The organism is Ectorhizobium quercum, from assembly GCF_026552795.1.
GTDB lineage: Bacteria > Pseudomonadota > Alphaproteobacteria > Rhizobiales > Rhizobiaceae > Ectorhizobium > Ectorhizobium quercum.
Genome location: NZ_JANFPI010000006.1, coordinates 222,689 through 240,242 on the forward strand (window position 1 = coordinate 222,689; position 17,554 = coordinate 240,242).

Annotated in this window: 18 protein-coding genes and 1 pseudogene; 16 read left to right on the forward strand and 3 right to left on the reverse strand. The window is 65.7% G+C overall.

What is annotated here, in order from left to right; all coding sequences use genetic code 11:
- Window positions 1-8 precede the first annotated feature (8 nt).
- The 6 genes from NOF55_RS18270 to rarD all read left to right on the forward strand — a co-directional run bounded on the left by NOF55_RS18270 (window position 9) and on the right by rarD (window position 6,222).
- Window positions 9-755, forward strand: a complete 747-nt coding sequence (locus tag NOF55_RS18270) for an SDR family NAD(P)-dependent oxidoreductase (RefSeq protein ID WP_306412550.1) — start codon at window positions 9-11, stop codon at window positions 753-755.
- A gap of 296 nt (window positions 756-1,051) precedes the next feature.
- Window positions 1,052-2,443 (forward strand): cysteine--tRNA ligase, encoded by a 1,392-nt coding sequence (gene cysS, locus NOF55_RS18275; RefSeq protein WP_306412551.1) that lies wholly within the window; start codon window positions 1,052-1,054, stop codon window positions 2,441-2,443.
- 58 nt (window positions 2,444-2,501) lie between these two features.
- Window positions 2,502-2,978: a GFA family protein gene (locus NOF55_RS18280; RefSeq protein WP_306412552.1), complete on the forward strand. Its 477-nt coding sequence runs from the start codon at window positions 2,502-2,504 to the stop codon at window positions 2,976-2,978.
- Complete coding sequence (locus tag NOF55_RS18285; RefSeq protein WP_306412553.1) at window positions 2,975-3,436, forward strand: GFA family protein; 462 nt, start codon at window positions 2,975-2,977, stop codon at window positions 3,434-3,436. The genes NOF55_RS18280 and NOF55_RS18285 overlap by 4 nt, the downstream gene beginning before the upstream one ends.
- A gap of 75 nt (window positions 3,437-3,511) precedes the next feature.
- Window positions 3,512-5,122: a citramalate synthase gene (gene cimA, locus NOF55_RS18290; protein WP_306412554.1), complete on the forward strand. Its 1,611-nt coding sequence runs from the start codon at window positions 3,512-3,514 to the stop codon at window positions 5,120-5,122.
- A gap of 206 nt (window positions 5,123-5,328) precedes the next feature.
- Entirely contained in the window at window positions 5,329-6,222 is an 894-nt protein-coding gene (gene rarD / locus NOF55_RS18295) for an EamA family transporter RarD (protein WP_306412555.1), read from the forward strand.
- A 9-nt stretch (window positions 6,223-6,231) separates the two neighbouring features.
- On the opposite strand, the gene NOF55_RS18300 is transcribed toward rarD, so the two are convergent.
- Window positions 6,232-6,855: an LOG family protein gene (locus NOF55_RS18300; protein WP_306412674.1), complete on the reverse strand. Its 624-nt coding sequence runs from the start codon at window positions 6,853-6,855 to the stop codon at window positions 6,232-6,234.
- A gap of 145 nt (window positions 6,856-7,000) precedes the next feature.
- On the opposite strand from NOF55_RS18300, the gene NOF55_RS18305 reads away from it, so the two are divergent.
- The 5 genes and pseudogenes from NOF55_RS18305 (at window position 7,001) to NOF55_RS18325 (ending at window position 13,055) form a co-directional block, all read left to right on the forward strand.
- Window positions 7,001-8,941 (forward strand): LysM peptidoglycan-binding domain-containing protein, encoded by a 1,941-nt coding sequence (locus NOF55_RS18305; RefSeq protein ID WP_306412556.1) that lies wholly within the window; start codon window positions 7,001-7,003, stop codon window positions 8,939-8,941.
- 165 nt (window positions 8,942-9,106) lie between these two features.
- Complete coding sequence (locus NOF55_RS18310; protein WP_306412557.1) at window positions 9,107-10,993, forward strand: ABCB family ABC transporter ATP-binding protein/permease; 1,887 nt, start codon at window positions 9,107-9,109, stop codon at window positions 10,991-10,993.
- A gap of 168 nt (window positions 10,994-11,161) precedes the next feature.
- Window positions 11,162-11,869 (forward strand): annotated as a pseudogene (locus NOF55_RS18315) (phosphatidylserine decarboxylase); the annotation flags it as partial.
- Between the two features lie 4 nt (window positions 11,870-11,873).
- The gene (gene pssA, locus NOF55_RS18320; RefSeq protein WP_306412558.1) at window positions 11,874-12,728 is read left to right on the forward strand and encodes a CDP-diacylglycerol--serine O-phosphatidyltransferase; all 855 of its coding nucleotides are present in this window, start codon (window positions 11,874-11,876) and stop codon (window positions 12,726-12,728) included.
- Window positions 12,729-12,908: 180 nt separating this feature from the next.
- Entirely contained in the window at window positions 12,909-13,055 is a 147-nt protein-coding gene (locus NOF55_RS18325; protein WP_306412559.1) for a hypothetical protein, read from the forward strand.
- Between the two features lie 102 nt (window positions 13,056-13,157).
- Here NOF55_RS18325 and NOF55_RS18330 read toward each other — a convergent pair whose 3' ends face one another.
- On the reverse strand, window positions 13,158-13,778 hold the full coding sequence (locus NOF55_RS18330; protein WP_306412560.1) for a LysE/ArgO family amino acid transporter: 621 nt from the start codon (window positions 13,776-13,778) through the stop codon (window positions 13,158-13,160).
- 28 nt (window positions 13,779-13,806) lie between these two features.
- Complete coding sequence (locus NOF55_RS18335; protein ID WP_306412675.1) at window positions 13,807-14,559, reverse strand: SOS response-associated peptidase; 753 nt, start codon at window positions 14,557-14,559, stop codon at window positions 13,807-13,809.
- 171 nt (window positions 14,560-14,730) lie between these two features.
- Here NOF55_RS18335 and NOF55_RS18340 point away from each other — a divergent pair, with 171 nt between their 5' ends.
- From NOF55_RS18340 to ygfZ, 5 genes are all read left to right on the forward strand, one after another.
- The gene (locus NOF55_RS18340; RefSeq protein ID WP_306412561.1) at window positions 14,731-15,159 is read left to right on the forward strand and encodes an NUDIX hydrolase; all 429 of its coding nucleotides are present in this window, start codon (window positions 14,731-14,733) and stop codon (window positions 15,157-15,159) included.
- Window positions 15,156-15,569, forward strand: a complete 414-nt coding sequence (locus tag NOF55_RS18345; RefSeq protein ID WP_306412562.1) for a TIGR02301 family protein — start codon at window positions 15,156-15,158, stop codon at window positions 15,567-15,569. The genes NOF55_RS18340 and NOF55_RS18345 overlap by 4 nt, the downstream gene beginning before the upstream one ends.
- Window positions 15,570-15,675: 106 nt before the next feature.
- A complete protein-coding gene (locus NOF55_RS18350) occupies window positions 15,676-15,933 on the forward strand; it encodes a hypothetical protein (RefSeq protein WP_306412563.1) in 258 nt (85 codons plus the stop codon).
- 16 nt (window positions 15,934-15,949) lie between these two features.
- Window positions 15,950-16,672 carry a hypothetical protein gene (locus NOF55_RS18355; RefSeq protein WP_306412564.1) on the forward strand — a complete coding sequence of 241 codons (723 nt, stop codon included), beginning with the start codon at window positions 15,950-15,952 and terminating at the stop codon, window positions 16,670-16,672.
- Between the two features lie 36 nt (window positions 16,673-16,708).
- Complete coding sequence (gene ygfZ / locus NOF55_RS18360) at window positions 16,709-17,551, forward strand: CAF17-like 4Fe-4S cluster assembly/insertion protein YgfZ (RefSeq protein ID WP_306412565.1); 843 nt, start codon at window positions 16,709-16,711, stop codon at window positions 17,549-17,551.
- Window positions 17,552-17,554 lie beyond the last annotated feature (3 nt).

The following is a 17,554-nucleotide window of genomic DNA, read 5'->3' on the forward strand; positions in this document are numbered from 1 at the left end:
AGGATTTCATGAGCCTCGATCTTTCGGGCCGCATCGCCCTCGTCACCGGCGCCTCACGCGGCATCGGCTATTTCACCGCGCTGGAACTGGCAAAAGCCGGGGCGCACGTGATCGCCTGCGCCCGCACCGTCGGCGGCCTCGAGGATCTGGACGATGCCATTAAGGCGGCGGGCGGCCAGCCCGCGACGCTGGTGCCCTTCGATCTCGACGACATGGACGCCATCGACCGGCTGGGCGCCTCGATCCACGAGCGCTGGGGCAGGCTCGACATTCTCGTCGCCAATGCCGGCATTCTCGGCACCATCTCGCCCATCGGCCATATCGACCCCAAGGATTTCGAGAGGGTGATGCGCATCAACGTCGTCTCGACATGGCGGCTGATCGGCTCGGTCGAGCCGCTGCTGAAAGCCTCTGACGCCGGACGCGCGGTCGTCCTCTCGTCCGGCGCCGCGCATCGCTGCCGGCCGTTCTGGGGCGCCTATTCCGCCTCCAAGGCCGCCGTCGAGGCGCTGGTGCGCACCTGGGCGGCCGAAATCGAGAACATCTCGAACGTCAGGGTGCTCGCGGTCGATCCGGGCGTGACGCGCACGCAGATGCGCGCCAAGGCCGCTCCCGGCGAAGATCCGAACTCCATTCCGCACCCGTCCGAGGTCGCCGCCGTCATCGCGCCGCTGACCGCGCCGTCCCAGACCGAGACCGGCAGGCTCTACGTGGTGCGCGAGAAGGCGTTCAAGGATTTCCGCGCACCAGAGTAGCAAGCGCTTCACTCCCCTCCGGTCATCCTCGGCCCTGAGCCGAGGATCCATCGCCATGTCCTGTGGATGCCCGGGTCAGGCCCGAGATGACCAAAGCAGGATCGGCACGACCATCTTGCGTGGCGAGCGCCCTTGACCAAATCCTGTCCGCACGCCATAAGAAACGGCATGAAAACGGCACTCTGCATTATTTGCGGGATCATTATTCGCTAGCGGTTCGCTGGCCTGGCCGTTCTCGTCCCATTTCCACAATCCGGATGACGACGCCCCGGCCGGAGCCGGAGGCATGAACGGAGATGGGAATGGGCGGAAAGCTCAAGCTTTACAACACACTGACGCGTGAGAAGAGCGAATTTCAGCCGATCGATCCGGCCAATGTGCGCATGTATGTCTGCGGCCCCACGGTCTATGACTTCGCCCATATTGGCAATGCTCGCCCCGTCATCGTGTTCGACGTGCTGTTCCGCCTGCTGAACCAGCTCTACGGCGCGGCCCACGTCACCTATGCCCGCAACATCACGGACGTGGACGACAAGATCAACGCCCGCGCGCTGCGCGACTATCCCGACCTGCCGCTGAACGAGGCGATCGCCCGGGTGACGGAGAAGACGGCGGCGCAGTTCCATGCCGACGTCGCCGCGCTGGGCTGCCTGCCGCCGACCGTGGAGCCGCGCGCCACCGACAACATAGAGCCGATGATCGCGATCATCGGCAAGCTGATCACCAACGGCCACGCCTATGCGGCCGGCGGCGAAGTGCTGTTCGACACGAAATCGATGGCCGATTACGGCCAGCTTTCCAAGCGCCCGCTGGACGAGCAGCAGGCCGGGGCGCGCATCGCCGTCGAAGGCCACAAGAAGCATCCGGCCGATTTCGTCCTGTGGAAACTCTCCGGGGAGAACGAGCCGGGCTGGGAAAGCCCCTGGGGGCGCGGCCGTCCGGGCTGGCACATCGAATGCTCGGCCATGAGCGGCCGCTATCTCGGCGAGGTGTTCGACATCCACGGCGGCGGGCTGGATCTCATCTTCCCGCACCACGAGAACGAAATCGCCCAGTCACGCTGCGCCCACGGCACCTCCGTGATGGCCAATTACTGGCTGCACAACGGCTTCGTGCAGGTGGAAGGCCGAAAGATGTCGAAATCGGAAGGCAACTTCATCACCATCCACGAGCTTCTGGCCGAGGAAAAATTCGGCGGCCGCACGTGGCCGGGGCCGGTTCTGCGGCTTGCCATGCTGATGACGCATTACCGCGAGCCGATCGACTTTTCCGTGAAGCGGCTGGAGGAAGCCGAACGGCTCATCGCCAAGTGGCCCGCCGCCGATCCTTCCGACGCCGCGCCGGACGAAAGCGTGCTCGACGCGCTGAGCGACGATCTCAACACGGTCGCCGCCGTGCAGGCCCTGCACCAGCTTGCCGCCGCCGCCAATGCGGATGCGACGAAACTGCCGGTCTTTTCCGCCAGCGCCGCCCTGCTCGGCCTGCTGCCGGAGAAGGCCGAGATCGACGCCGGCCTGAGCGCGCGGATCGAGGCGAAGGTGGCCGAGCGCCTCGCTCTCCTCAAGGCGAAGAACTTCGCCGAAGCCGACCGCATCCGCGACGAACTGACGGCGGAGGGCGTTCAGCTCAAGGACGGCAAGGACAGGGAAACCGGCGAGCGCGTCACGACATGGGAGCTGAAGCGATGAAGGGCTTCGTCGCCGGCTGTCGCACGCGTTTCTTGTCCACGGACGGGGAGAGCATGTCATGACCACATATGCCGGCGGATGCCAGTGCGGGGCAGTGCGGTTCCGCGTCACGGGGGCGCTGAAGGACAGTTCCATCTGTCATTGCCGCATGTGCCAGAAGGCCTTCGGGGCCTATTACGCGCCTCTCGTCTCGACGCGCGGAGCGACGCTCGAATGGACTCGCGGCGAACCGAAACGTTTCCGCTCCTCCAATTACGTGGAACGCGGCTTTTGCGGGGATTGCGGCACGCCGCTGACCTACGAGGCGCCCGACGGCATTGCCCTCGCCGCCGGCGCGTTCGACGATCCGGCCGCCCTGCCGCCGGTGGTGCAATACGGCATCGAGGGCAGGCTGCCCTTCACGGAAACGCTGCCCACCCTGCCCGCGCATCATACGCTGGACGACATCGACGCCGCTCCCTTCCTGAGCGACCTCGTTTCCTACCAGCATCCCGACCACGACACCGAAGCATGGCCGCCGGGGGAACGCGGATGAGAGAAGGCCCCTTCACCGGCGGTTGCCAGTGCGGCGCGGTGCGCTTCCGGGCGACGAAACTCGGGCGCGGCAGCATCTGCCATTGCCGCATGTGCCAGAAGGCGACCGGCAATTTCTTCGCACCGTTCATCTCCATTCAGGACGAAAGCCTCGAATGGACCCGCGGCGCGCCGCAATGGTTCCGCTCATCGGCCGATATCCGGCGCGGTTTCTGCGCCGCCTGCGGCACGCCCCTCGCCTACGAGCATCCGCACGGGCTGGAAATCACCATCGGCGCCTTCGACCGGCCGGAGGAACTGGAACCGGAAGTGCAGGTCAACCACCACCAACGTCTGCCCTGGATCGAGCGGCTGTTCGAGAAGCGGCCCGTTGCCCAGAGCGCCGACGAGGCACGGATCGTCTCCTTCCAGCATCCCGACCACGACACGGACCGCTGGCCGCCGGACACGGCGTCCTGAAGCCGCCGGCCGTTTCGTCGGCCCGAAAATTCGACACGACCGTGAAGACGGCCAAGACTGTCCGGGGAGGACACGATGACACGCGAACGCATCTATCTGTTCGATACGACATTGCGGGACGGGCAACAGACGCCCGGCGTCGATTTCTCGGTGGACGACAAGATCGCCATCGCCAGCCTGCTGGACGATTTCGGCATCGATTACGTCGAGGGCGGCTACCCCGGCGCGAACCCGACGGACACGGCCTTCTTCTCGAAAAAGCGCACGCGGAAGGCGGCCTTCGTCGCCTTCGGCATGACGCGCCGCCCCGGCGTTTCGGCCGCCAACGATCCGGGACTGGCAAGCCTCGTCCAGTCGCAGGCCGATGCCCTCTGTCTTGTGGCGAAAAGCTGGGATTACCATGTGACCGTCGCGCTCGGCACGACGCCGGAGGAGAACCTGGCCGGCATCCGCGACAGCGTGGAGGCCGTTCTGAAAAGCGGAAAGCAGGCGATGATCGACTGCGAGCATTTCTTCGACGGCTACAAGGCAAACCCGGACTATGCGCTGGCCTGCGTGAAGACGGCCCATGAGGCGGGTGCGCGCTGGGTGGTGCTGTGCGACACCAATGGCGGTTCGCAGCCGGCGGAAATCGCGCGCATCGTTTCCGACGTCATCGCCGCCGGCGTGCCCGGCACTTGCCTCGGCATCCACGCCCATAACGACACGGGCCAGGCGGTCGCCAACTCGCTCGCCGCCATCGACGCGGGCGCGCGGCAAATCCAAGGCACGCTGAACGGCATCGGCGAGCGCTGCGGCAACGCCAATCTCGTCACCATCGTGCCGACGCTGGTGCTGAAGGACTACTACAGGACGCGCTTCGAAACCGGCGTGACGGAGGAGAAGCTTGCCGGCCTCACCGAACTCTCCCGCGCCTTCGACGAGATCCTGAACCGCGCGCCTTATCACCAGTCGCCCTATGTCGGCGCCTCGGCCTTTGCGACCAAGGCCGGCATCCACGCCTCGGCGCTGCTGAAGGACCCGCGCACCTACGAACACGTTCCGCCGGAATCGGTCGGCAATTTCCGCAGCGTCATGGTGTCGGACCAGGGTGGCCGGTCGAATTTCCTCAACGCGCTGAAGCGCCGGGGTATCGCCGTCGCGAAGGACGATCCGCGCCTCGACCGGCTGATCGCCACCGTCAAGGAGCGCGAGGCGGAGGGCTATGCCTATGAGGGCGCCGATGCGAGCTTCGAGCTTCTCGCCCGCCGCACCTTCGGCACGATCCCGGATTTCTTCCGGGTCGAGGGCTTCCGCGTCATGGTGGAGCGCCGTTTCGATGCGCTCGGACGGCCGAAAACCGTCTCGGAGGCCGTGGTGAAGCTCGAAATCGAGGGAAAGACCATCCTTTCGGTGGCGGAGGGCGACGGGCCGGTGAACGCACTCGACCTGGCGCTGCGCAAGGATTTCGGCGTTTTCCAGCAGGAGATCGCCGATCTGGAACTGACGGACTACAAGGTGCGCATCCTCAACGGCGGCACCGGGGCCGTCACCCGCGTGCTGATCGAATCCGGCGACAGCGGCGGGCGGCGCTGGACCACCGTGGGCGTTTCGGAAAACATCATCGACGCCTCGTTCCAGGCGCTCTCCGATTCCATTCTCTACAAGGTGATGAAGAACCGCGGCCTCGCCGGAGTGGGAGCCTGAGGCTGCGGCCGCAGCATGTTCATTTCGCTTTATGGGTCATTCACAGAAATGAATTGGCGCGGCAGGACGGCTTGCGATAAGCCATGTTCCGGGTGCTGCCGTTTTCTCCCGGAACGGAACCGTTCCCCTGCCTCCTTTTCCCGTTGGCGGATGTCACGACACCTCCACAAAGATCGCTGAACCGGCTCCAGCCAGCGGAGAAACCGATGCCCTCCCCCATCAAGAACGAGGATACGCCCAAGGGCTTCGCGCTGGCCGCCTCGGCCTATCTGATCTGGGGCGCCCTGCCCTTCTACCTGAAGGCGCTGGGCCACATTCCCGCGACCGAGGTCATTTCCCACCGCATCGTATGGTCCGTGCCCATCGCCGGGCTCATCCTTCTGGCGATGGGCCAGCTTGCGGAACTCCGCGCGGCCTTCCGCTCGCCGCGCATGCTGGCGATGGCGCTGCTGACCGCCTCGCTCGTCAGCATCAACTGGGGCGTCTATGTCTGGGCGATCAGCATCGACCGCACGCTGGATGCGGCGCTCGGCTATTTCATCAACCCGCTGTTCTCGATCTTTCTCGGCGCCGTTCTGCTGAAGGAAAGGCTGGCGCCGGCGCAGGTCGCGGCTCTCGGTCTTGCCGCCACGGGCGTTGCGCTGATGACCTACGAGGCCGGGGCCCTGCCGTGGATCGGCCTCATCCTGACCTTTTCGTGGGGTGCCTATGCATTCCTGAGAAAGGCGCTGCCGATCGGCGCGAACCAGGGCTTCTTTCTTGAAGTCGCGCTGATCAGCCCGTTTGCGCTCGGCTATATCCTCTGGCTGACGTCGACCGGCCAGGGCCATTTCCTCAACGGCACGACCTCGGACACGCTGCTCCTGTCGTTCGCGGGCGTCGCCACCGCCATTCCGCTCATGCTCTATGCCAACGGCGCGAAGCTGCTGCGCCTCTCCACCATCGCCATCATGCAGTACATCACGCCGAGCCTGCTGTTCCTCGTCGCGGTGTTCGTCTTCAAGGAACCGATGAACTCCCTGAAGCTTACCGCCTTCTGCTTCATCTGGGCGGCGCTTTTCGTCTATAGCTGGTCGATTATCTGGCGCAGCCGGCGCTAGAGGCGATCTTCAGAGGCGGGAAATGATCGCCTCTTCGCCTTCCTTGCCGTTGTTGAGTTCGTCGATCCGGTCGAGGATCGCCGGCACGATGTCCTCGACCTCGGCGATCACCATCGGCTGGACGAGATGGGCACGGTGGATGAAGCCCTGCTCGCGCATATGGCTGACCAGATCCAACATCGGATCCCAGAAACCCTCGATATTGGCGAAGACCATCGGCTTTTCGTGACGCCCGAGCTGGCCCCAGGTCATGATCTCGACAATTTCCTCCAGGGTTCCGATTCCTCCCGGAAGTGTGACGAAAGCGTCGGCTCGCTCGAACATTGCATGCTTGCGTTCATGCATGTTCTCCGTCACGATCAGTTCATCGAGCTGGCCGAGGGAATGGCGAGTCGCCTCCATGTCCACGAGAAATTCGGGAATGATGCCCGTCACCTTGCCGCCCGCCGCCATGACGCCGCTCGCGACCGCGCCCATGATACCCTTGGTTCCGCCGCCATAGACGAGACGCAGGCCGTGGGCGGCTATCGCTGTGCCGAGCTTGCGCCCGGCCTCGACGAAAACGGGTGAACGTCCCGGCTGGGAGCCGCAATAGACGCAGATGGATCGAATCGAAGAACTGTTTTCACTCATGCCTGCAAGGAACAACGGCTCCGGAGGCGCGTCAAGGAAATGCGTGAAAAAACTCGCCCTCCATAATGCCGATTTACGCGCTTTCGCTTGTGAAAGGGGCGTAAAATCGATAGCAATTCGGGAGCATTGCCGGAGATTGATGTAAATGAAGAACCGTGCCGCCCTTTTGGCTCTGATCGTGCTCGCCATCGCGACGCTTCTGATGATTTTCGTCATTCTTCCACGGCTTTCCGGAGACCAGAAGACATTGCAGGAGGTTGCCGACGAGGCGGCGCAGACCACGACGGAGGCTGCCGAGACGACCGAGGAAGCACCGCAGCAGGCCGTTGCGCAGCTCAAGGAAAAGGCGACCGCCACGCTCGAGAAGATGGAACGCCTGTCGGCCGGCGCGACGGAAGCGGTCGGCGCGCTGGCGGCGCTGTTCGATGGCAACCGCCTGCCGGCGGCCGAGGACTACGCTGCCGCGCGCGCGAAGGCCGAAAACGTTCTTGCCGACCTTGCCGCCGTCGAACTGCCGGAAGGCATCGGCGGCGACGTACTCGCCAATGCCCAGAGACTGCGCGACGAGGCCGTGGCCTCGGCGGAATGGGTGAAGACCCTGCCCGAAAATCCCGCCGCTGCGGCGCCCGTGATCGACAGGATCAGGGAGCTTTTCCCCCTCGCCTTCACCGCCGAGAACGCGCCGGAACCGGCTGAAACGCCGGTGGAGACCGAGGCGGAATCGCCGCCGGCGCCCGTCACCGCCCTGCCCACCTTCGATGTGCTGCGCGTCGAGCCGGACGGCTCGACCCTCATCGCAGGGCGCGCGACGCCCGGCGTGACCATCGAGATCGTCAGCGGCGAGAACGTTCTGACCAAGGCGGAAACCGGCGCGGGCGGCGAATTCGCGGCCATTCTCGACGACCCGCTTCCGCCCGGCGACCATCAGCTTGCCCTGCGCGCGACCGGCGACAACGGCGCCGTGGCGCTGTCCGGCGAGGTGGCGACCATATCCGTTCCGAAGGACAAGGACGGCCAGCTTCTGGCGATGATCTCCACGCCCGGCCAGGCGAGCCGCCTGCTGGCCATTCCGTCCGCACAGGACGACGAAACGTCCGGCGCGCAGACGCCTGACACGGCGGCACCGGGCGACACCGCCGCCCTTGCCCCCGATGCGGATGCCGCCGGCACCGCACCGGTGCGCGTCAGCGCCGTCGAGATCGAAAGCAACCGCATCTACGTCGCCGGCTCGGCGGCGGCGGGCAGCCGGATCCGCGCCTTCGCCAGCGACACGCTCATTGGCGAGGGAACCGCCGATCCCTCCGGCCATTTCGTGGTCGACGGGGCGGTGACGCTGGCCCCCGGCGATCACGTCATCGTGGTCGAAACGCTCGACGCGGCCGGCAATGTCGTCGCGCGGGTTTCCGTGCCCTTCAACCGGCCCGCCGGCAGCCAGGTCTCGGCCATCGCCGGCGACACGCCCGTGCCGGGCGCCGCCGCTCCCCTCGAGACGGCGGACACGAAGGCGCTCGCCGGGTTGCGGGAGAATGTCGCCAAGGCGTTTACGCTGCTCAGGTCGCTGTTCGCCGACGGCAAGGTGCCCAGCCAGGAAGAACTCGCCGCCGCCCGCTCCGCCACCGAATTCGCGCTCAAGGCGCTCAGTGAATACGTTCCCGATCCGGCGGCGCCGGCATCCGTGAAAGCGCTCAGTGCCGCCGCCTCCGCCGACGCGGCCCGAGCTCAGGCCGCCCTCGACCGACTGCCGCGGGACCCCGCCGGTATCGACAGGGCGCTCGGCGAACTCTCCGGCCTGATCGATACCGTGACGGCACCTGCCGCAGGCTCGACGGCCACCGCCCTGTCGCAGGCGCCGCTGACGCCGTCCGACAATGCCGTCATCATCCGCCGCGGCGACACGCTGTGGCAGATTTCCCGGCGCGTCTACGGCCAGGGCGTCCGCTATACGACGATTTATCTCGCCAACCGCAACGAGATCCTCAACCCGGACCTGATCGAGCCGGGGCAGGTCTTCACGGTTCCGCGCGAGGCGCTTCCGAACGCCGAGGAACTGCATCGCAGACGTTTGTCCGGCGAAGCGTTGCAATAGGACGTCCGAATCCCTATTTCACGGCAGGGCGGCGGTTCCGGACGGATCGCCGCCCTCTTCGTTTGCATTTCCCCAGCCTGAACCATTCCCCCGGTCCGGAAATGCTCCGTCGAGTAGTCCGTACCTTTGAAAAACCGACATTCTTCCAGTGGCGCCGGAGTATCCATGACCGACAAGAAGAAGACCGTATCGGCCGAAGCGGGCAATCCGCTCGGCACGCTCGTCAATCTGTGGCCCTATATGTGGCCCGCCGACCGGCCGGACCTGAAGCTGCGGGTTGTCTGGGCGACCTTCTATCTGGTTCTCGCCAAGTTCGTGCTGCTGGCCGTGCCCTATTTCTTCAAGTGGAGCACGGACGCGCTGAACGGCGAGATGGATGCCGCCGGGCTGCTGCCGGCGTTCCTGCTCGGTGCGATCGCGCTGGTCATCGCCTATAATCTGGTGCGCATTCTCCAGGCCGGCCTCAACCAGCTGCGCGACGCGCTGTTCGCCAGCGTCGGGCAGCATGCCGTTCGCCAGCTCGCCTACAAGACCTTCGTGCATCTGCACCGGCTGTCGCTGCGCTTCCATCTGGAGCGCAAGACCGGCGGCCTTTCGCGCATCATCGAGCGCGGCACGAAGGGCATCGAAACCATCGTCCGCTTCACCATCCTCAACTCGTTTCCGACACTCATCGAATTCGCGCTGACGGCGGTGATCTTCTGGTGGGGCTACGGCTTCTCCTATCTCGCCGTGACCGCGGTGACGGTCGCGGCCTATCTGTGGTTCACCGTCAAGGCCAGCGACTGGCGCATCTCCATCCGCCGCGACATGAACTCCAGCGACACCGAAGCCAACACCAAGGCCATCGACTCGCTGCTCAACTACGAGACCGTCAAGTATTTCGGCAACGAGGAGATGGAGGCCCACCGCTTCGACGACGCGATGGCGCGCTACGAGAACGCGGCCACCCGCATCTGGACCTCGCTCGGCTGGCTGAACTTCGGCCAGGCGGTCATCTTCGGCGCCGGCATGGCGGCTATGATGGTCATGTCGGCGCTGGCCGTGCAGCGCGGCGAGCAGACCATCGGCGATTTCGTCTTCGTCAATGCGATGCTGATGCAGCTTTCGATTCCGCTCAGCTTCATCGGCTTCGTCTATCGCGAAATCCGCCAGGGCCTCACCGACATCGAACAGATGTTCGACCTTCTCGAAGTGGAGGCGGAAGTGACCGACGCGCCGGGGGCGAAGGAACTCTCGGTTTCCGCCGGCGCCATCGCCTTTCGCGACGTGCATTTCGCCTACGATGCGAACCGGCCGATCCTCAAGGGACTGTCCTTCGAGGTGCCCGCAGGCAAGACGGTCGCCATCGTCGGCCCCTCGGGCGCGGGAAAATCGACCATTTCCCGTCTGCTCTACCGCTTCTACGACATCCAGCAGGGCGAAATCCTGATCGACGGGCAGGACATCCGCCAGGTGACGCAGAAATCGCTGCGCAACGCCATCGGCATGGTGCCGCAGGACACCGTGCTCTTCAACGACACGATCGCCTACAACCTGCGCTACGGGCGCCTCGACGCGACGGATCGCGACGTGGAGGCCGCCGCCGAGATCGCGCAGATCGGCACCTTCATCCGCAACCTGCCGGACGGGTTCAGGACGATGGTCGGCGAGCGCGGCCTGAAGCTTTCGGGCGGGGAAAAGCAGCGCGTGGCGATTGCCCGGACCATCCTCAAGGCGCCGCCCATCCTGATCCTCGACGAGGCGACGTCGGCGCTCGACACCACGACGGAGCGCGAGATCCAGGCCGCGCTCGACGTCGTTTCGAAGAACCGCACGACACTGGTCATCGCCCACCGGCTGTCGACGGTCATCAATGCCGACGAGATCATCGTGGTGAAGGACGGCACGATTGCCGAGCGCGGCACGCATCAGGCGCTGCTGGCGACCGACGGGCTCTATGCCTCGATGTGGAACCGCCAGCGTGAGGCGACGCTCGCCGCCGAACATCTGCGCCAGGTGCAGGAAAGCGACGACATGGGCATCATCATGCGCCTGCCGCCCGCCACCTGAGCCGGACGGAGGTTCGCCGCGCCGCGTTCCCGTCATCGCCGGAGCCGGGGCGCGGGGTTTCCCGCCCGCACGCCCGGCCCTATATGCCCTTCTGGGGACGCGACGGGATGATCCATTGCCCGCGGGCTGCTTTTTCTATAGTCAGACAGTCCGACGGACGAACCGAGGGAGAAACCGATGAGCTTGATCGACAGTGTACGCAATACGCTGGTGCCGGTACACAAGGAGGGCTATCCGTTCATCGCGGCGTTCTTCGTCGGCTCCTTCCTGATCGGCTGGATCGCCGAGCCGCTGTTCTGGATCGGTATCGTGCTGACGATCTGGTGCGCCTACTTCTTCCGCGATCCGCAGCGCGCGACGCCGCAGGACGACGATCTGGTCATATCGCCCGCCGACGGCAAGGTCTCCGCCGTGCAGATGATGGTGCCGCCGGCCGAACTCGACCTCGGAACCGAGCCGCTGCTGCGCGTTTCCGTTTTCATGAACGTCTTCAACTGCCATGTGAACCGCGCGCCCGTCCGCGGCAGCGTCGTGTCCGTGCAGCACAGGGACGGTCTGTTCCTCAACGCCGAACTGGACAAGGCCAGCACCGACAACGAGCGCAACAGCGTGGTGATCGACAGCCGCCACGGCAAGGTCGCGGTGGTGCAGATCGCCGGCCTTGTCGCGCGCCGCATCGTCTGCTGGGTGCATCCGAGCGAACCGCTCGACGCCGGCGAGCGCTTCGGCCTCATCCGCTTCGGATCACGCCTCGACGTCTACCTGCCCGCCGGCGCGCAGCCGCGCGTCTCCGTCGGCCAGACGGCCATTGCCGGCGAAACGGTGATCGCCGAGTTCGGCTCGGCCAAGGGGCCGGTCATCAGCCGCCGGAGCTGAGGCGATGGACAATGCGGTGACGGCCCGGGAGAACGGCAAGGACGACAGCGCACGCGGCCCGCGCCTGCGCGAGATTCCGCTCCGGCTGATCATTCCCAACATGATCACCGTGCTGGCGATCTGCGCCGGCCTCACCGGCATCCGGCTGGCCTTCGAGAACCGTTACGAGCTGGCGGTCGGCATGGTTCTGCTCGCCGCCTTCCTCGACGGGATCGACGGCCGCATCGCGCGGCTGCTCAAGGCCACGTCGAAATTCGGCGTGCAGATGGATTCGCTTGCCGACATCATCAATTTCGGCGTCGCTCCGGCGCTAGTCGTCTACGTCTACATGCTCGACCAGAGCCACTCGCTCGGCTGGATCGCCGCGCTGCTTTACGCGATCGCCGCCTCGCTGCGGCTTGCCCGTTTCAACGTGATGGCCGAGCGCGACGTCAAGGCGCCGTGGCAGTCGGCCTATTTCGTCGGCGTGCCGGCGCCGATGGGCGCCATGCTCGTGCTGCTGCCCGTCTATCTCGGCTTTCTCGGCGTTCCGCAGACGCAGCCCTTCGCCTATGCCTCAGCGGCCTATACGGTTCTCATCGGCTTCCTGCTGATCAGCCGCCTGCCCGTCTGGTCCGGCAAGTCCGGCAGCCGCATCCGCCGCGACCTCGTCCTGCCCGGCCTGCTGCTGGTCGTGCTCTATGTCGCGCTGCTGATGAGCTACACCTGGCAGGTCCTGTCCGTAACCGTGCTGGCCTATCTCGTCTTCCTGCCGTTTTCCGCCCGTTCGTGGCACAGGAAATACGGCACGCTGACCGTCGAGCTGGACGACGACGGCCCCGGCGCGGCCGGAGAGAACGACATGGACCGTTCGGTCTGAACGACACGGGTATCTCCCGAGAGGATTCTTCCCGAGCCGCAAGTCATGCCTGCGGGATATTGCCGCACGGCAAATAATACCATTTTCAAACGTCGGTATAAATCCGCCTCTCTTTCGTCATGTTTGGCGGCAATACGCACCGCCAACAGAAGAACGCAACGTGTTGCAAGGAAAGAGACGATGGACCAGAACAACGAAGCCGCCAGCAGGGACGGCGAAAAGCGGGATACGGCCCCGAGCTACCCGCCGCTCGGCCTGAAGGCCGTGATCGCGGCAGCGATGATGCTGAAGCGCCCGGCCGCCGCAAAGGCCAAGAAGGCCGCATGACCGGCCGGCAAGGCAATCCTCCCGAAGCCCCGCGACGGATATCCGCAGCGGGGTTTTCTTTTGGCTGCCCGCTGGCCGCGCATCTTCCCGTCCGGCCTTGCCCTACCCGGCGAAAAACCTGACCGTCAGGCTCAGCGCGAGCAGGCTCATGACTACACCGATCAGCGCATCGAGAACCCGCCATGCCGAGGGGCGGGAAAAGAGCGGCACCAGCAGCCGTGCCCCGTATCCGAGCGCGAAGAACCAGACGAAGGACGCCAGCACCGCGCCGAGACCGTAGGCCAGCCGCGCCGTCCCCTCGTATCGCGCCGAAAGTCCGCCGAGCAGAACGACCGTATCGAGATAGACATGCGGGTTGAGGAAGGTGAAGGCGAGGCAGGTGGAGATGGCCGCGCCGAGCGGCATGGCCTCCGGCCTGCCCGCTGCCATCGCGCCCGGGTTCGACGCCCGCCGGAAGGCGAGGAAGGCGTAGGCGGCGAGGAAAATCGCACCGCCCAGCGTGACGGCCGAGATCAGCGCCGGCGCCGACGCGATGAGGCTGCCGAGCCCGGCGACGCCCGCGGCGATCAGAAGCGCATCCGACAGGGCGCAGATCAGGCAGAGGACAAAGACATGCGAGCGGATGAGGCCCTGCCTCAGGATGAAGGCGTTCTGCGCGCCGATGGCGATGATGAGCGAAGCGCCGAGCGCGAAGCCGGACAGGGCGGCATAGGTGACGGGCATGGAGAATTCTCGATAATGCAGGGAGGAATCAGAGGAAGGACATCTGGCCGCCGCCATCCGGCTTCGGCTTTTCGGGGGCGGCGCGCGACACGGGCTCCTGAAGGTCGGGGCTGCTGTTGGCCACTCGGTTGACCTTTTCGGACACCGGAATCGCCTCGAAAAAATCGTCGGGCGCGGCCCGCATCAGGTCCGCGACGTCGCGCGGTTCCTGCCCGCGGCAGTCGAGCCAGCGGGAGAAATCCTCCGGCGCGATGACCACCGGCATGCGATCGTGGATCGGCTTCAGCGCCGCATTGGCCGCCGTCGTGACGATGGCGGCGGAATCGAATTCCGAACCCTCGGGGGAAGACCAGTTTTCCATCAGGCCGGCGAAGGCGATCACGCCGCCGCGACGCGGCCGCAGCCAGAAGGGCTCGCCCTTCGCGCCCTTGCCTTGCGGACGGCGCCATTCGTAAAAGCCGCTCGCCGGCACCAGAACGCGGCGGTGGCGCATGGCGGCGCGGAAGGAGGGCTTTTCAGCCGCCGTTTCGGCGCGGGCGTTGATCAGCATCGGAAAGGTGGAGGGGTCCTTCACCCATCCCGGCACGAAGCCCCAGCGCACCAGCAGCGCGCGACGTCCCGTTTCATTGCCGCCACGCGGCGGCGCATCGCCGCTCGCAACGACGAGAATCGGCTGCGACGGGGCGATGTTGTAGCGCGGCGGAAATCCCTCCAGCGCCGCGAGCCCGAAGGTTTCGGCAACCGATTCCGGTTTTTCGATCAAGGCATAGCGTCCGCACATCTGTTCCGCTTCCTCCTCTGGCGAAAGGACGATGGCCGCCGGGCCGGGACTTTCCACGAAAGCGGCGACGGCACAGGCCCTCGCCATGTTTTTCCGCCGTTCCTTCTGTTCATACTGGACAGGAGCGGCCTTGCAAGGGCAATTTGCCTGCCAGTCAGGAAATCGGATCCCATGTCTTCCCAGCCGCAAGCCGCCTCTTCCGCCATTCTCGTCCGCGACGGACGCCTGCTCCTCATCCGCAGGCGCAATCCGCCGGCCGCCGATCTCTACGCCTTTCCGGGCGGGCGCGCCGAACCGGGCGAGACCCCGGCCGAAACGGCGCTGCGCGAATTTCACGAGGAAACCGGCATCCGGGCGGAAAATCCGCGCCTTTTCGCAACCTACGACCTGAGGGGCGAGCACGACGCGCCGGCGCGGCGCACGCATTTCTTCCTTTCGGTGTTTCTGGTCGAGGCGGCGAGCGACGCGGAGGCCGTGGCCGCCGACGATGCCAGCGACGCAGGCTGGTTCACGCCGGAGGAAATCCGCGGCCTTCCCGCGCCGGAAAGCGTCGTGGAATGCGCCGAGCGGCTGAGGATCTTTCTGGATGAGTTGTCATGAGACGGCGCGTCCCGGCGCTCCTTCTCGCGTGCCTGACGGCGGCACCGGCGCTCGCCCAGAACCGGCCGGCTCCCGCGCCGCCGCCGCCAGCGGTGCAGCACGATGCGGAAGCCCCCTATGACGCGCGGCTCGCCCGGCTGGCCGAGATTCTCGGCGCGCTTTCCTACCTGCGACCGCTGTGCGGAATCGCCGACGAAAGCTGGCGGGCGGACATGCAGGCGATCCTCGACGCCGACACGGCGAGCGAGCCGACACGCCGTGCGCGCATGACGGCGGCCTTCAACCGCGGATACCGCGCGTTCGCCGCGATCCACACCGCCTGTTCTCCCGCAGCGCTGGCAGCGGAAGGCCGCTACCGTGCCGAAGGCGCAACACTTGTTGCAGAAATAACGAGCCGCTTCGGAAATTAGCCGTTTGTTAACCTCTTTTTCCGAGCGCGCGTGCCGTTTCCGGAAAAGGCTGGTAAAGTTGTTAACGGATGGGTAAGAGATGAATGAGTTACCTGAGGGCCTTGTAATGGAACCACGCCGCAACGACATTGACGACATGATTGTTCATGAGAAGATGCAGGCTGCGCTTGAATACCAGAACGAGGCGTGGGCCGATGGCATGGCAGACGGTATCGAACCGGAAATCATCGCAGATGCAGCATTCGCGCTGGCCATGCGCGAAAGCATTCGCCTTCATGGCGAGGATGGCGTCGAAGCGATTCTGGACCAGTTGCGCGAGCGCATGCTGGCCGGCGAATTTTCCCCGCAGCGCATCGTTCAGTAGGAGCCCGAACCTTCGCATGCCCAACGCGCGTGCCGCCGCATCGCACAGCATTGTGTACCGTCTTTCGACGATCCTCGCCCTGACCCTCTGCCTTTCCCTCGGCTCCGGCCAGGCATTCGCGCTTTCCCAATTGAGATCGGTGGACGGCGAACCGGCAACGCCCGGTCAGGCCGCCGGCAACGCCCCTGCCCTCGATCTCGAAGGCTCGACCACGCCGCAGCCGGGCAACGGCGCGGACGGCAGCGCGCAGACGGAAAGCGAAACGCCGGCCGTCGTCGAATATTCCCATGACGCGGCCAGGCTGCCCGAGCCGGTGCGCAGGCTGCGCGAAAAGATCATCGAGGCGGCCGTATCCGGCGATCCGGAGCGCCTGCGTCCGCTGATCGGCACCGGCGACGAGCGCACGCAAATCCCCTCGGCCGACGATGGCGACGATCCCATCAACGCCCTGAAGGCCATCTCCGGCGACGAGGACGGCGTTGAAGTCCTCGCCATCATCCTCGATCTCATCTCGTCGGGCTATGCGCGCGTCAATCCCGGTACCGCCGACGAGATTTTCATCTGGCCGTATTTCGCGGAAAAGGATATTCAGACGCTCAGCCCTCCCGAAAAGGTAGAACTGCTGCGCATCGTCACGGCCGGCGACCTGATGGGCATGCAGGAATACGGAGGATACAATTTCTTCCAGATGGGCCTGACGCCGGACGGGCGCTGGAAATTCCTGACTGCGGGCGACTGACCCCGGCCCCGGCCGGGACGTTTTGAGGAAATCGACATGCCAGCAACCTTTCTCGGCCATCGCCGACTGATTCGCGTTTCAGGCAAGGAGTGCGCCGATTTCCTGCAAGGCCTCATCACCGCCGATGCGGAGGATCTGGCGCCCGGCTTCGCCCGCCCGGCAGCGCTGCTGACGCCGCAGGGCAAGATCCTGTTCGACTTCCTGTTCTGGCGCGACGGCGACGGATTCGTCATCGACATCGACACCGGCAGCAGCGAGGCGTTCATCAAGCGGCTGATGCTTTACCGGCTCCGCGCCGCCGTCGACATCGCGCTTCTTCCCGACGAGGGAATCACCGTGTTCTGGGACGAAGGCGAAATGGACGGAGCCATCGAGGACGGCCGCTTCAAGGTGGCCGGCGTGCGCGTGCTGCGCAAGCCCGGCCGGCACGGCGAAGGACCCGAAAGCGCCTACCGCGCCCTGCGCATCGCCCACGGCATAGCCATGTCCGGCTTCGATTTCGCCTTGCAGGACGCCTTCCCGCACGACGTCCTGATGGACCTGAACGAGGGCGTCGCCTTCCGCAAGGGCTGCTTCGTCGGCCAGGAGGTCGTCTCGCGAATGAAGCATCGCGGCACCGCGCGGCGGCGGACGGTGATCGTCTCGGCCTCCGCGCCGCTGCCGCCGGGGGGAACCGAAATCACCGCGAACGGCAAGCCGATCGGCACGCTCGGCACGGTCATCGGCGCACAGGCGCTCGCCATCGTCCGCATCGACCGCGCCGGCGAAGCCATCGCCGCCGGCACTCTCATTCTGGCCGGCGACGTGCCGGTTTCGCTCACCCTTCCCGCCTGGAGCGGCCTCACCTTCCCGGACGGCGCGACAGACGCCGGAGCCTGAGCG